Source organism: Buchnera aphidicola (Pemphigus obesinymphae) (genome assembly GCF_026122815.1).
In the GTDB taxonomy this organism is placed as follows: domain Bacteria; phylum Pseudomonadota; class Gammaproteobacteria; order Enterobacterales; family Enterobacteriaceae; genus Buchnera_C; species Buchnera_C aphidicola_BJ.
Genome location: NZ_JAIWQW010000001.1, coordinates 48,689 through 64,233 on the forward strand (window position 1 = coordinate 48,689; position 15,545 = coordinate 64,233).

Annotated in this window: 10 protein-coding genes, 1 tRNA gene, 2 rRNA genes and 1 other RNA gene; 8 read left to right on the forward strand and 6 right to left on the reverse strand. The window is 28.8% G+C overall.

Going from position 1 to position 15,545, the window contains the following annotated elements:
- Window positions 1-151 precede the first annotated feature (151 nt).
- Window positions 152-1,885 (forward strand): SmdA family multidrug ABC transporter permease/ATP-binding protein, encoded by a 1,734-nt coding sequence (locus LDP10_RS00185; protein WP_265196733.1) that lies wholly within the window; start codon window positions 152-154, stop codon window positions 1,883-1,885.
- A 23-nt stretch (window positions 1,886-1,908) separates the two neighbouring features.
- Window positions 1,909-3,678: a SmdB family multidrug efflux ABC transporter permease/ATP-binding protein gene (locus LDP10_RS00190; protein WP_265196734.1), complete on the forward strand. Its 1,770-nt coding sequence runs from the start codon at window positions 1,909-1,911 to the stop codon at window positions 3,676-3,678.
- 18 nt (window positions 3,679-3,696) lie between these two features.
- Here LDP10_RS00190 and ffs read toward each other — a convergent pair.
- Window positions 3,697-3,792, reverse strand: an RNA gene (gene ffs, locus LDP10_RS00195) — signal recognition particle sRNA small type.
- 167 nt (window positions 3,793-3,959) lie between these two features.
- Between ffs and dnaX the strand changes: the two genes are divergently transcribed.
- The 4 genes from dnaX to adk all read left to right on the forward strand — a co-directional run bounded on the left by dnaX (window position 3,960) and on the right by adk (window position 8,289).
- Window positions 3,960-5,072, forward strand: coding sequence for a DNA polymerase III subunit gamma/tau (gene dnaX, locus LDP10_RS00200; protein ID WP_265196735.1), 1,113 nt, complete (start codon window positions 3,960-3,962; stop codon window positions 5,070-5,072).
- A gap of 205 nt (window positions 5,073-5,277) precedes the next feature.
- Entirely contained in the window at window positions 5,278-5,607 is a 330-nt protein-coding gene (locus tag LDP10_RS00205; protein ID WP_265196736.1) for a YbaB/EbfC family nucleoid-associated protein, read from the forward strand.
- A gap of 96 nt (window positions 5,608-5,703) precedes the next feature.
- On the forward strand, window positions 5,704-7,563 hold the full coding sequence (gene htpG, locus LDP10_RS00210) for a molecular chaperone HtpG (protein ID WP_265196818.1): 1,860 nt from the start codon (window positions 5,704-5,706) through the stop codon (window positions 7,561-7,563).
- Between the two features lie 66 nt (window positions 7,564-7,629).
- The gene (adk, locus tag LDP10_RS00215) at window positions 7,630-8,289 is read left to right on the forward strand and encodes an adenylate kinase (protein ID WP_265196738.1); all 660 of its coding nucleotides are present in this window, start codon (window positions 7,630-7,632) and stop codon (window positions 8,287-8,289) included.
- Between the two features lie 13 nt (window positions 8,290-8,302).
- Here adk and LDP10_RS00220 read toward each other — a convergent pair.
- Window positions 8,303-8,379: transfer RNA gene (locus tag LDP10_RS00220), tRNA-Arg, on the reverse strand.
- Between the two features lie 170 nt (window positions 8,380-8,549).
- On the opposite strand from LDP10_RS00220, the gene folD reads away from it, so the two are divergent.
- Entirely contained in the window at window positions 8,550-9,410 is an 861-nt protein-coding gene (gene folD, locus LDP10_RS00225; RefSeq protein ID WP_265196740.1) for a bifunctional methylenetetrahydrofolate dehydrogenase/methenyltetrahydrofolate cyclohydrolase FolD, read from the forward strand.
- 83 nt (window positions 9,411-9,493) lie between these two features.
- On the opposite strand, the gene cysS is transcribed toward folD, so the two are convergent.
- Window positions 9,494-10,894 (reverse strand): cysteine--tRNA ligase, encoded by a 1,401-nt coding sequence (cysS, locus tag LDP10_RS00230; protein ID WP_265196741.1) that lies wholly within the window; start codon window positions 10,892-10,894, stop codon window positions 9,494-9,496.
- A gap of 496 nt (window positions 10,895-11,390) precedes the next feature.
- Here cysS and ybeD point away from each other — a divergent pair, with 496 nt between their 5' ends.
- A complete protein-coding gene (gene ybeD, locus LDP10_RS00235) occupies window positions 11,391-11,654 on the forward strand; it encodes a DUF493 family protein YbeD (RefSeq protein ID WP_265196742.1) in 264 nt (87 codons plus the stop codon).
- Window positions 11,655-11,862: 208 nt separating this feature from the next.
- On the opposite strand, the gene cspE is transcribed toward ybeD, so the two are convergent.
- The 3 genes from cspE to LDP10_RS00250 form a co-directional block, all read right to left on the reverse strand.
- On the reverse strand, window positions 11,863-12,072 hold the full coding sequence (gene cspE, locus LDP10_RS00240; RefSeq protein ID WP_265196743.1) for a transcription antiterminator/RNA stability regulator CspE: 210 nt from the start codon (window positions 12,070-12,072) through the stop codon (window positions 11,863-11,865).
- A 249-nt stretch (window positions 12,073-12,321) separates the two neighbouring features.
- Window positions 12,322-12,437, reverse strand: a 5S ribosomal RNA gene (gene rrf / locus LDP10_RS00245).
- Between the two features lie 80 nt (window positions 12,438-12,517).
- Window positions 12,518-15,442: ribosomal RNA gene (locus LDP10_RS00250) — 23S ribosomal RNA — on the reverse strand.
- Window positions 15,443-15,545: the final 103 nt, after the last annotated feature.

Here is a 15,545-nt window from a genome sequence, read left to right on the forward strand (position 1 = left end):
TTCAATAAAATCATATATTTAATCTTTAATACCTTCTAAATATCTAATAAAAAGCTATATATAAATTATTACAATGTATTTAGATATTATAAATAAAATATTATATATTACATATAACAATTATTAAAAACAAAAAATTTAGGATTCTTTCGTGCAATTATTTAATCAATTAAGTTGGTATTTCATACGTGAATGGAAACGTTATTTAGGAGCAATATTTCTACTAATTATTATTGCTATTTTACAATTATTACCTCCTAAAGTAGTAGGTATGCTTGTTGATTTAGTAATGAAAAATAAAATAAATAACATGCAAATTTTATATTGGATTATTGTTATGTTGTTTACTGCTTTATTAGTTTATATTCTTAGATATATGTGGCGAGTTTTACTTTTTGGAGCAGCTTATAAATTAGCAGTAGAGTTAAGAATACAATTCTATAATTATCTTAGTTTTCAAAATTCTATGTTTTATTTAAAAAATAGAACTGGTGATCTCATGGCCAGAGCAACTAACGATGTAGATAAAGTGGTATTTGCTGCTGGAGAAGGAGTTTTAACACTAGTAGATTCATTAATAATGGGAATATCAGTATTGATAATCATGTTTACCCAAATTAGCTGGAAATTAACGTTATTATCCTTAATACCCATGCCTATTATGGCTTTAATTATAAAAACATATGGGAAAGAACTACACAGTACCTTTCGTAAAGCACAAGCAGCATTCTCCGTACTAACAAATCAAACACAAGAAAGTTTAACTAACATCCGCATGATAAAAGCTTTCGGATTAGAATTAGAACAATGTAAAAAATTTGATCAAGTTGCGCAAATAGCTGGGCAAAAAAATATGGAAGTAGCAAAAATAGATGCTAAGTTTGATCCTACCATACATTTAGGTATTTCATTGTCTAACCTCATTGCTATTACAGGTGGTGGTTATTTAATTTGGAATAAAGAAATTACATTGGGACAATTAACTAGTTTTATTATGTATCTTGGACTCATGGTATGGCCGATGTTGGCTTTAGCTTGGATGTTTAATATCGTAGAAAGAGGTAGTGCTGCTTGGGAAAGAATACAATTAATTATAGGAGATAAAATATCTAATTCCCAAAAAAATAATAAAAAATTTCCATCTACTCCATGTATCTTAGAAATTAAAATTAACAATTTTACTTATCCAAAAAGTAAAAAAAATGCATTAAACAAAATTTTTTTTAAACTTTATCCTGGGAAAATATTAGGAATATGTGGTCCAACAGGATCAGGGAAAAGTACACTTTTAAATTTAATACAAAAACAATTCGATATAAAAAATGGAAATATATCTTATAATAATATTCCTTTGTCTCATTATGAAATAAAACTATGGCGTCACCGCATTGCCATGGTAAATCAAACTTCGTTTTTATTTTCAGACACCATATACAATAACATATCTTTAGGAAAACCTCATGCTACTAAAAAAGAAATTGAAAAATCAGCTTATTTAGCCAATATTCACCAAGAAATTTTAAACTTACCTAAAGGATACGATACCCAAGTTGGTGAAAGAGGAATTATGTTATCTGGTGGTCAAAAACAAAGAATTGCCATTGCTAGAGCATTATTAACAAATACTGAAATACTCATATTAGATGACGCATTGTCTGCTGTAGACGGAGAATGTCAACAAATAATACTAAAAAATATTAATAAATGGAAAACAAATAAGCATACTTTAATAATAATTGCCCATAGATTATCCACATTAATTAATGCTGATAATATCGTTGTATTAGAAAATGGATCAATTTCCCAAATAGGAAATCATTCTGAGTTAATGAAAGAAAAAAAATGGTACAATAAAATGTATAATTATCAAAAATTAAACATTTAAATAAATAAGGATAAAATGTTAATATGTTATTAAATAATACTCCTAATTTAATAAGATTTTGGACAGTTCTAAAACGTTTATTAAAATATATTAAAATTTGGAAAAAAAAGCTAATTATAGCTTTTTTCTGCTTATTAACCGCTTCAATTACTGAAGTATTAGGACCAATATTAATCAGTTATTTTATAAATCATATAATCGTACCCCATAATATTAATAACGTATTAATGTTATCATTAATCGTTGTTTTTATAATGTTACAAATAACTTCGGTAATTCTAAATTACTTTCAAACTATTATTTTTAATAAAACTGCTGTAAACATTGTCCAAAATTTACGATTGGATGTAATTAAATCTGCTTTAAAACAACCATTACATGTATTTGATACTCAACCTATAGGACAAATCATATCTCGAATTACTAACGATACAGAAATAGTTAAAGAACTTTATGATACAGTAATAGCAACAGTATTCCGTAGTATAGTATTAATTGTTGTAACATTATTTGCTATGTTTACTCTCGAATGGCATATGGCTAGTATTGCAACTATCATTTTTCCAATGGTAATAATTGTGATGTTATTTTACCAAAAAAAAAGTACTCCAATTTTAAGAAAAGTTAGAGAATATGTAGAACACATAAACAATAAATTTAATGAAATTATTAATGGAATGCAAATTATTCAACAATTCAGTCAAGAATCTAAATTTCAAAAATCTATTCAAAAAACCAGCAATTTACATTATTTATCTCGTATGAAAATTTTAAGATTAGATGGATTACTACTCAGACCTCTACTAAGTTTATTTTCAGCTATTGTTTTATGTGGTTTAATTACATCTTTTAAATTCTTTTCTGTAAATTTATTTGAAGTAGGAATTTTATATGCCTTTATAAGTTATTTAGGAAGATTAAATGAACCTTTGATAGCTATCACTACTCAACAATCTATATTACAGCAAGCTATTGTTGCAGGAGAAAGAATTTTCGAATTAATCGATACACCTAAACAAATTTATGGATCCGATTGTGCACATCTAAAAAGCGGTTTAATTCAGATTAAAAACCTTAATTTTAGTTATAAAAAAAAACAACCTAATATTTTAAATAATATTAATATCACCATACCTTCCAAAAGTTTTACTGCCTTTATCGGACACACTGGTAGTGGGAAAAGCACCCTTGCTAATTTAATTATGGGTTACTATCCTATTAATCAAGGAGAAATATATATAGATAAACGTCCTATTCAATCTTTAAGTCATAAAACTTTAAGAAAAGGAATCTCTATTGTTCAACAAGAACCATTAATACTAGCAGATACCATCTTAAAGAATATAACACTTGGGCGAAACATATCGGAAAATAAAATTTGGAAAATACTAGAAACAGTACAATTAGCCAATCTAGTAAAATCGATGTCAAAAGGAATACACGAAAATCTCCGGGAAAGAGGAAACAATTTATCTATTGGACAAAAACAATTGTTAGCTATTGCTAGAGTATTAATTATTCATCCCAAAATATTAATTCTTGACGAAGCTACAGCAAATATAGATTCAGAAACTGAAAAAAATATACAAAAAACATTACTTTCAGTAAAAAAATTTTCTACTCTGGTAGTAATAGCCCATCGACTATCTACTATCATGAAAGCAGATAAAATAGTGGTATTACATCAAGGGAAAATCATAGAAGAAGGAAATCATAACATGTTAATAGATAGAAAAGGTAAATATTGGAATATGCACCAAGCTCAATCAAATAAGACATTAAGAAATATATGATTATAATCATAAACAAGACTCTATTAGCTAAATTTATGTACCTGATAACTTAATATGGCTGCTTTTTTCCAAATCTGACCAAATTTTTAAATGTTCAGTACTAAACCGCTAATAGAGTACCAAAAAATTAAAAAATAAATTTATAACATAACTATAATTACCTAAAAAATTACAAATTGCAAGTTTATTTTTGAATTAATTTTTCAAATAAACAATCTTTACTATTAAAAAAATATAATATTATGCTAGGATAAAACATCCTATAACAACATTTTACATATATGAAGAATTATCAAGTACTGGCAAGAAAATGGAGACCCCAATCTTTTGATCAAGTTATTGGTCACGAATATGTATTAACTGCAATATCAAATGCTTTATCTATTGGTCAAATTCACCATGCTTGGTTATTTTACGGACCAAAAGGAACAGGAAAAACAACTTTATCAAGATTACTAGCTAAAAGTTTAAACTGCGAACGCGGAATTACACCTACACCATGTAGAACATGTTCAAATTGTAAAAATATAGAAAAAGGTATTTGTCTTGATTTATTAGAAATAGATGCAGCATCTAAAACTAAAGTAGAAGATATTAAAGAATTATTAGATAATATAAAATATTCACCGGTACAAGGTCGTTTTATCATTTACTTAATCGATGAAATTCATATGTTATCAAGACATAGTTTCAATTCTCTTCTTAAAATTCTAGAAGAACCACCTGAACATGTTAAATTTATTCTAGCCACAACAAATCCTGAAAAAATTCCAAAAACTGTTATTTCACGTTGTTTACAATTTAACTTAAAAGAATTAACGCCCAAAGAAATATATACAAAAATAAAACAAATATTAGATAGCGAAAAAATAATTTATGACTCAAAATCTTTAACAATAATATCTCAAAATGCTTCTGGAAGTTTACGAGACGCTTTAAATTTAATTGAACAAGCAGTATCTATAGGACAAGGAAGTATATCTATTAAAAACGTTACTAATATGTTAGGAACTATCGACAAAACACAATCTTTAATTTTAACCGTAGCTATATTAAAAAAAGATGCACATAAAATTATCTCATCACTTAATGCACTAAATTTACAAGGCAGTAATTGGGAAAAAATTGTCATCGAAATTCTAAGAACTTTACATCACATAACTATGTTAAAAAATATTCCTTCATTATGGCATAACAATCTTTACAATAAAATTGAAAATAATTTATTATTAAAAATAACGAATACTATGGATCATAAAGATATTCAATCTTACTATAAAATGTTAATATTAGGTAGAAAAGAACTCTACATGGCACCTAATTATAAAATTGGCGTAGAAATGATTTTATTAAGAACATTAAATATAAAAACTAATACAATTTTAATTACATAATTATAAAAAACTTTAATTAAAAAAAATAAATTAGGATAAAAAAAGTTACAGAATATAATTCTGCATTTGAAACACATGTATATAATAAAAAACAAAGTTTTCTATAAAAAATTGAATTAATCTGCAATTAAAATAAAAAAATATGGTAAAATAATTCTAATAAATTTTTTATTTAAAAAAACAAATTTAATTGAAGAAGAATAATATGTTTACTAAAAATGGATTAGGTAATCTAATGCAACAAGCACAAAAAATGCAAGAAAAAATGGCAAAAATAAAAAAAGAAATTACAAACATGGAAGTTACAGGAGAAGCAGGAGCTGGATTAGTTAAAGTGACTATCAATGGAGCACATAATTGCAAAAAAGTAGAAGTAGATCCATGTTTATTAAAAGATAACAAAGAAATGTTAGAAGATTTAACTGCAGCTGCATTCAATGATGCTGAAAGAAGAATTTCTGAAGCCCATAAACAAAAAATGGCATCTATTTCTACCGGAGTAAATTTACCTCCTGAATTCAATTTACCATTGTAAAGCAGTAAAAATCAAATATATGAATGCCACTCTCCTATTATTTATAAGTCATTGTAAAAAATACATGTATATGTAAATTGGAACAAATATATGAATATTGAAAAAAAAGAAAAATACATATTTAAATCAGAGGTAAAACAACTTCTTCATTTAATGATACATTCTCTTTATTCTAATAAAGAAATTTTTCTTAGAGAATTAATATCCAACGCTTCTGATGCAATAGATAAACTCAGGTTTAAAGCTATTTCTTCACCTGAATTATATCAGAAAAATACTAATTTTGTGATCAATATTTCAATTGATAAAAAAGATAATACTTTAACTATCAGTGATAATGGTATTGGTATGAATCGACAAGAAATTATCGAAAACTTAGGTACTATTGCAAAGTCAGGAACAAAAGAATTTATTAATTTAATAGAAAAAAAAGATCACCAATTAATAGGACAATTCGGTGTAGGTTTTTATTCATCATTTATTGTATCTAACAAAGTTATTGTTCGGTCTCGTTCTGTAACTACTAGCGAAGAAATAGGAGTTCAATGGGAATCATCAGGAAATGGAGAATACACAGTCAAAGAAATTCTTAAAAAAGAAACAGGAACAGAAATTATTTTATTTTTAAAATCAGAAGAAAAAGAATTTTTAGATACCTGGAAGATTCGCAATATAGTTAACAAATATTCAGATCATATATCGGTACCTGTAAAAATATTCAATTATGATGAAAAAAAGAAAATTGGTACCTGGGATCAAATTAATAAAGCAAAAGCTTTATGGACTATAAATAAAAACAATATTACTGAAAAAGAATATAAAGAATTTTATAAACACATTACTCATGATTTTAATAATCCTCTAATATGGAGTCATAATCATGTAGAAGGACATAACGAATACACAAGTTTATTATATATTCCAGAAAAAGCAACTTGGGATATATGGAATAGAGAAAATAAACATGGATTAAAACTTTATGTAAAACGTGTATATATAATGGATAATGCAGAACATTTTTTACCTAATTATTTAAGGTTCGTACGTGGTTTAATAGACTCTAATGATCTTCCTTTAAACATATCTCGAGAAATATTACAAGATAATCGTATTACTCATAATTTACGTCAAGCACTGACGAAAAGAGTTTTGCAAATGTTGGAATCATTAGCAAAAAATGACAATAAAAAATATAAAATATTTTGGAATCAATTCGGATTAGTTCTTAAAGAAGGACCTGCCGAAGATACTGTAAATAAAATCACTATCTCCAATCTTTTAAGATTTTCTTCAATCAAAAACAATAGTCCAGAACAAACATTATCGTTAAAAGATTATGTTAAAAACATGATTCCTAAACAAGAAAAAATATACTACATCACCTCTGATAGTTATCTATCAGCTAATACTAGTCCTCATTTAGAATTTTTTAGAAAAAAAGGAATAGATGTTCTTCTACTTTCTGACCGTATTGACGAATGGATGATGAATTATTTAACAGAATTTCAAGAAAAAAAATTTCAATCTATTAGTAAAATCGATGAATCATTAAATGAATTAATAAAAAAAGATAAAAAGAAAGAAAACTGTTCAGAAATAAATTCTGAAATTTTCATAAAAAAAGTAAAAGAAATACTTAAAGATCAAGTAAAGGATGTACGTTTTACATACCGATTGATTGATACTCCTGCTGTAGTATTAACAGATGTTAACGAAATGACCACTCAAATGGCAAAATTATTTTCAGCTGCTGGACAAAAAGTTCCTCAAATAAAATATATATTTGAAATTAACCCGAATCATATTTTGGTAAAAAAAATAATGAATCTAAAAGATGATATTTTACTATATGATTGGATACAATTGTTATTAGAACAAGCTTTGCTAATTGAAAAAGGAAATTTAGACAATCCTAATCAATTTATTAATAGAATTAATAAATTACTTATTAATTAACAATTTTCAATAAAAATATTATATATAATATAAAACAACAATTAGTATTTTTAGGAACTGATAATAATGCGTATTATTTTTATTGGTGCTCCTGGGACAGGAAAAGGAACTCAAGCTCAATGGATTACAGATAAATATAACATTCCTAAAATATCTACTGGTGATATATTAAGAAATGAGACATTAAAAAAAACTGAATTAAGTAAAAAAATAAAAAAAATTATAAGCTGTGGGAAATTAATCAATGATAATATTGTGATTCAATTAATAAGAAAAAGAATTAAAGAAAAAGACTGTAATCAAGGATTTTTATTAGATGGATTTCCTCGCACTGTAAACCAAGCCAACGCTATAGAAAAAATAAATGTAAAAATAGATTGTATAATTGAATTTTCACTGACAGAAAAATTGATATTAGAAAGAATCCGAGGAAGAAGAATACATATTGAATCAGGTAGAATTTATCATATAATTTTCAATCCACCTATTGTAGAAAATAAAGATAATATTACAGGACAACCATTAATAATTCGAGATGATGATAAAGAAGAAAAAATAAAAAAAAGAATAAAAGAATATAAAAAATTTACTATACCTTTAATAAAATACTATAGACACACAGCAAAATTAAATAACATAAAATATTATAAAATAGACGCATCTTATACGACACTTGAAATAAAAAAAAATATAGAAAATATCATAAAAAATAATGTATTAAAATAAACCTGATATAATATGGTGCACCCTACAGGATTTGAACCTGTGACCTACGGCTTAGAAGGCTGTTGCTCTATCCAACTGAGCTAAGGGTGCATAATTTTATTAATAACAATTAAATTATTATACCATATATAATATAAATTTTACATGTGTATGTAAAATAATTATTAACACAATTTAGATTAAAAATCTATTTTAGAAAAAAATAATTTCCATTATACCAATTATAAATATCACATTTCACATACTGAAAGAGTACTCTTATGTCATTCGCTAAAATTATAGATGGCAATAAAATAGCTAATTCTATACAATTAAATATTTTAAAAAAAGTACAAGAAAGATTAAAAATCGGAAAAAGAATTCCCGGTTTAGCAGTTATTTTAATAGGAAATAATTCTTCTTCTGAAGTTTATGTTAACAAAAAAATACTTGCCTGTAAAAAAGTAGGATTTATTTCAAAAAATTGGAATTTACCAATTAAAACTTCTGAAAAAAAAATATTAGATTTAATTGATTTATTAAATAAAGATAATAGCATCGATGGAATTTTAATACAACTTCCTCTGCCTGAACATATCAACACCATGAACATAGTTAGCAAAATTTTACCTGAAAAAGATGTAGACGGATTCCATCCATATAATATAGGATGTCTTTGTCAAAAAAAACCTACACTAAGACCATGTACATCACTAGGAATTATGACTTTATTAAAAAAATATAATATTAACACTTATGGATTACATGCGGTGATCATTGGCGCATCAAATATAGTCGGAAGACCAATGAGTCTAGAATTATTGTTAGCCGGTTGTACAACTACAATTACACATAGATTTACAAAAAACTTAAAAAATTATGTTAAAAATGCTGATTTATTAATTGTAGCAGTCGGTAAACCTAATTTTATAAATGGAACATGGATTAAAAAAGGAGCAATAGTCATCGATGTAGGAATTAATAAATTAAATAACGGGAAAATAGTTGGTGATATCGATTTCTTATCCGTATGTTTAAAAGCATCTTACATAACTCCTGTTCCAGGAGGAGTAGGTCCTATGACTGTAACCTCATTATTACAAAATACTTTATATGCTTGTGAAACATATCACAATGATTAAAAAAAATTAAAATAAATATAAAATGTAAAAAAAATATAAGTGAAATTGTTTAATCAATACTTTTATCTATATATAAAAAACATCTACATTTTTTTTACACAATACCAAACAGTTTTATTTTTATCATCTTCAATAACGATACCTAAATTTAATAAAATTTTACGAAGATTATCTGCCTCTTCCCAATTTTTTAACTTTCTAAAATTATCTCGCATATTTAATAACATCTCTATTTCTTTTATTTGTTCCTGAGTATAATTAGACAGATTTTTTAAAAAATCATCCGAATTATGCATTAATAATCCCAATTCTCTTCCTAAAAACGTTAATATCGATGCTAATTTATTCACTTCTATAAAATCTTTCTTCTTCTTAAAAAAATTAATTTGATTAGCTATTCTTGAAAAGATAGATAATACCAAAGGTGTATTGAAGTCATCATCCATAGCTTTTTTAAATTCTAACTCAAAAATAGAATTATAAACAATTGTGTTGCTAATATTCGTATTTTTTAAAGCTCTATAAAGTCGTATTAAAGAAAGACTGGATATTTTTAAATTTTCTTCTGAATAATATAAAGGATGTCTATAATGAGTTGACAATAAATAATATCGAATAATTTCGGCTTCATAATTTTGTAAAATATCTTTTAAAATACATACGTTACTTAAAGACTTAGACATTTTTTTGTTATTTAAAATAACCATACCTGTATGTATCCAATAATTTACATAAATACTTTTATTTGCACACATTGACTGCGATCTTTCATTTTCATGATGAGGAAATAACAAATCTGAACCACCGCCATGAATGTCAAACGTATCACCTAAAATAGCTTTACTGATGGCAGAACATTCAATATGCCATCCAGGTCTCCCTTTTCCCCAAGGAGAATTCCAATAAGGTTCATTTTTTTTAGAAATTTTCCATAGAACAAAATCTAACTTATTTTTTTTCATAATGTTGATTTTTTTTATTTTGTCACTAAATTTCAAATAAGTTAAAGATTGTCTAGATAACATCCCATAATTAATATCGCTATCAACAGAAAATATTACATTTCCATCTTCAGATATGTAAGCATGATTTAATTTGAGTAAATCAGAAATCATAGCAATAATAAATTTTATATATTCGGTTACTCTTGGTTCTACATCTGGAGATAAAATATTTAATAATTTAAAATCCTGATTCATGTAATCGATTACTCGATTAGTAAATGAATTAATACTTTCTTTGTTTCTAAAAGATGCATTAATAATTTTGTCATCAATATCTGTAATGTTTCTAACATATTTTAATTGATATCTACAATAACGAAAATAACGGGCTATAACATCAAATATTATAAATGTTCTTCCGTGACCAATATGACAAAAATCATAAGCAGTTATTCCGCAAACATACATACTCACTCTTTTAGAAAAAATAGGTTTAAAATATTCTTTTTTTCTAGTAAATGAATTAAAAATTTTTAACATAACCGCATCTCTATTCAATAAATCATTAAAAATTTTTTAAAAAAATAATGTTTATAAAAAATAAAAATTAATATTATTAACTAAAAAATATCACTGATTCCTTATTAATCAAAATATCCATTATATATAAAAATATTTTTATGTTAAAAAAAGTAAGTTTTTATTAAAATAAATAACATATATTAAATATGTATATTATATATATAATATACTTAATTTTAATATAAATATGTAAATACATTAATAATTTTTGTTAAAAATTATTAATGAAAATATAATCTATTTAAATTATCAAATTACAATTTGCTTTATTTGTATATATCAAATAATAATTATATTATTAAAGATTAAAAATTTAATTTTAATATCCTTTTTTATAAAAAAAAATATCAATATTTCATGTTAAAATAATTCTTGATCAATAATAAAAATATTAATTTTTATTTAATTAAAAATGTTATAAATAATTTTATAGATATAAAAAAAAGGAACCAAAATGAAAACAAAATTAGAAAAAATGTTAAAATTTCCTTGTTCATTTACTTATAAAATAATTGGTTTGGCGAAACCAGAACTAATTGATAAAATAGTGCAAGTAATACAATTTAGATTACCTGGAGATTATATACCTCAAATAAAATCTAGCAATAAAGGTAATTATCTTTCTATTTCTATTTCAATATGTGCTAAAAATTTTTCTCAAATAGAAATTTTATACCGTGAATTAAGTCAAATTAATATAGTACGTATGGTTTTGTAAAAATTATTTATTTTTAAAATAAAAATATCCATTAATTTGATAATTTTTTAAAATTAAAAAATAAAAAGTTATCAAAAATTAAATATGCTACATAAAACCATATTAATAATAATAATTAATTTTTTTTTAAAATAAAAAATAGTGCAGTACTAAATAGCACTGCACTATATAATGGAATTAAATTAATATAATGTTATTATATATTAATTTATAAACTAATTACATTAGCAGCAGATGGTCCTTTTGCTCCCTCGGTAATTTCGAATTCAACGCTTTGACCTTCAGTCAAAGTTTTAAATCCGTTGCTTTGGATAGCTGAAAAATGAACAAATACATCTTTGCTTCCATCTTCAGGAGTAATGAAACCAAAACCTTTAGATTCATTAAACCACTTAACATTACCTTTAATCTTGGACATCTACATTACCTTTACATGAAAATAAAACTAACTTAATACAATAAGTTAATAAAAAAATTTTAGAAGTTTTTCTATATTAATAGAAAAATTATTTTTTAAAAATGTTGCTTATTATTATAAATAACTAACTCTATTTAAAAGTACAAATAAAACTACTCATAAAAAAATATTAATTATTTTATGATAATATCAGGCAACACATAAAAAACAACCAAGGATAAATGTACCCTTGGTTGTTTTTTATGTGTTGCCTGGTAATTTCCTACTCTCACACGGGGAAACCCCGTAATACCATCGGCGTTGAAATGTTTCACTTCTGAGTTCGGAATGGTTTCAGGTGGTACCATAACACTATTTTTACCAGGCATTTTTAAAATAAAAAATGTGTTTAAATTTAGATAACAAGAACATACATAATCATTAATAAAAACACCTCTGGTGTTGTAAGGTTAAGCCTCTCGGGTCATTAGTACTGGTTAGCTCAACATATCACTATGCTTACACATCCAGCCTATCAACGTCGTAGTCTTCAACGACCCTTCAGTAAACACAATAATGTTTCAGGGAAGACTAATCTTGGGGAAAGTTTCGTACTTATATGCTTTCAGCACTTATCTTTTCCGCATTTAGCTACCGGGCAATGCCATTGGCATGACAACCCGAACACCAGTGATGCGTCCACTTCGGTCCTCTCGTACTAGAAATAGACCCCCTCAATCTTCCAACGCCCACGGCAGATAGGGACCGAACTGTCTCACGACGTTCTAAACCCAGCTCGCGTACCACTTTAAATGGCGAACAGCCATACCCTTGGGACCTGCTTCAGCCCCAGGATGTGATGAGCCGACATCGAGGTGCCAAACACCGCCGTCGATATGAACTCTTGGGCGGTATCAGCCTGTTATCCCCGGAGTACCTTTTATTTGTTGAGCGATGGCCATTCCATACAGAACCACCGGATCACTAAGACCTGCTTTCGCATCTGCTCGCGCTATCGCGCTTACAGTTAAACTGGCTTATGCCTTTACACTAATCTCACGATTTCCGACCGTGATTAGCCAATCTTTGTACTCCTCCGTTACTCTTTGGGAGGAGACCGCCCCAGTCAAACTACCCACCAGACACTGTCTCTGTACCGGATTACGGCACTAGGTTAGAACACTAAATTTTAAAGGGTGGTATTTCAAGGACGGCTCCTATTAAACTAGCGTTTAATACTCATAGCCTCCCACCTATCCTACACATCAAAAATCAATATTCAGTGTCAAGCTATAGTAAAGGTTCACGGGGTCTTTCCGTCTTGCCGCGGGTACACTGCATCTTCACAGCAATTTCAATTTCACTGAGTCCTAGGTGGAGACAGCCTGGCCATCATTACGCCATTCGTGCAGGTCGGAACTTACCCGACAAGGAATTTCGCTACCTTAGGACCGTTATAGTTACGGCCGCCGTTTACCGGGGCTTCAGTCCAGAGCTTCAAGTTTCCTTTAACCCCTTCGATTAACCTTCCGGCACCGGGCAGGCGTCACACCGTATACTTCCACTTTCATGTTTGCACAGTGCTGTGTTTTTAATAAACAGTTGCAGCCAGCTGATGTCTTAGACTGGATTCAGCTCTAGAAGTTTATTCTATTACCTACATTCCAGCGTGCCTTCTCCCGAAGTTACGGCACCATTTTGCCTAGTTCCTTCACCCAGGTTCTCTCAAACGCCTTAGTATTCTCTACCTAACTACCTGTGTCGGTTTATGGTACGATTTTATATTACCTGATGCTTAGAGGATTTTCTTGGAAGCGTGGTATAGGTTACTTCATCACCTTAATGACTCGTCATCACGCCTCAGATTAAAAAAGACCGGATTTGCCTAATCTTTATACCTACACGCTTAAACCAGGACAACCGTCGCCTGGCTAACTTAACCTTCTCCGTCCCCCCTTCGCAGTAACACAAAGCACAGGAATATTAACCTGTTTCCCATCGATTACGCCTTTCGACCTCACCTTAGGGGTCGGCTTACCCTACCCCGATTAACGTTGGATAGGAAACCTTAGTTTTTCGGCGAACAAGTTTTTCACTTGTTTTATCGTTACTCATGTCAGCATTCGCACTTCTGATTCCTCCAATGTATTTCACAATACATCTTCTTCGGTTTACAGAACGCTCCCCTACCCAGCAAATAAATAAAAACTATTGCTGCCGCAGCTTCGGTGCATAGTTTAGCCCCGTTAAATCTTCCGCGCAGGCCGACTCGACCAGTGAGCTATTACGCTTTCTTTAAATGATGGCTGCTTCTAAGCCAACATCCTGGCTGTTTATGCCTTCCCACATCGTTTCCCACTTAACTATGACTTTGGGACCTTAGCTGGCGGTCTGGGTTGTTTCCCTCTCCACAACGAACGTTAGCACCCGCTGTGTGTCTCCCGTGATAACATTCTACGGTATTCGGAGTTTGCATCGGTTTGGTAAGCCGGGATGGCCCCCTAGTCGAAACAGTGCTCTACCCCCGTAGATGAATTCACGAGGCGCTACCTAAATAGCTTTCGGGGAGAACCAGCTATCTCCCGGTTTGATTGGCCTTTCACCCCTAGCCATAGGTCATCCGCTGATTTTTCAACATCAGTCGGTTCGGTCCTCCAGTTAGTTTTACCTAACCTTCAACCTGCCCGTGGCTAGATCACCGGGTTTCGGGTCTGTATCCTGAAACTTAACGCCTATTTAGGACTCGGTTTCCCTTTGGCTCCCCTATACGGTTAACCTTGCTACAGAATACAAGTCGCTGACCCATTATACAAAAGGTACGCAGTCACTTATTAAATTAAAAAATATAAGCTCCTACTGCTTGTACGTACATGGTTTCAGGTTCTATTTCACTCCCCTCGCCGGGGTTCTTTTCGCCTTTCCCTTACGGTACTAGTTCACTATCGGTCAGTTAGGAGTATTTAGCCTTGGAGGATGGTCCCCCCATATTCAAACAGGATTTCTCGTGTCCCGTTCTACTTTTTGAGCCCACAAAATAATTCTTTTTATATACTGGGCTATCACCATGTATCGCTATTTTTTCCAAAATATTCTACTGAAAATTAAGTTGATTATAGCTCTAGGCTGTTCCCCTTTCGCTCGCCACTACTGAGGGAATCTCGGTTGATTTCTTTTCCTCGAGATACTTAGATGTTTCAATTCTCCCGGTTTGCTTTACTAACCTATTTATTCAGTTAGTAATGATACTATTTTAAAAGTACCGGGTTTCCCCATTCGGATATCGTCAGTTATAACGTTTCATATCAACTTACCGACGCTTTTCGCAGATTAGCACGTCCTTCATCGCCTCTAACTGCCAAGGCATCCACCATGTACGCTTATTTACTTAACCTTACAACCCACAGATGTCTTAATTATAAGTTAATGTATGCTTGTTTTCCAAATTTTTAAAGAACTTTATTATTAATTTTATTAACTATGTCAAAAACAAATTA

Bases quoted from the DNA above. Each gene is read 5' to 3' on its own strand.
- LDP10_RS00190 (WP_265196734.1), top strand. From the start codon at position 1,909: ATGTTATTAAATAATACTCCTAATTTAATAAGATTTTGGACAGTTCTA.
- dnaX (WP_265196735.1), top strand. From the start codon at position 3,960: ATGAAGAATTATCAAGTACTGGCAAGAAAATGGAGACCCCAATCTTTT.
- LDP10_RS00205 (WP_265196736.1), top strand. From the start codon at position 5,278: ATGTTTACTAAAAATGGATTAGGTAATCTAATGCAACAAGCACAAAAA.
- adk (WP_265196738.1), top strand. From the start codon at position 7,630: ATGCGTATTATTTTTATTGGTGCTCCTGGGACAGGAAAAGGAACTCAA.
- folD (WP_265196740.1), top strand. From the start codon at position 8,550: ATGTCATTCGCTAAAATTATAGATGGCAATAAAATAGCTAATTCTATA.
- cysS (WP_265196741.1), bottom strand. From the start codon at position 10,894: ATGTTAAAAATTTTTAATTCATTTACTAGAAAAAAAGAATATTTTAAA.
- ybeD (WP_265196742.1), top strand. From the start codon at position 11,391: ATGAAAACAAAATTAGAAAAAATGTTAAAATTTCCTTGTTCATTTACT.
- cspE (WP_265196743.1), bottom strand. From the start codon at position 12,072: ATGTCCAAGATTAAAGGTAATGTTAAGTGGTTTAATGAATCTAAAGGT.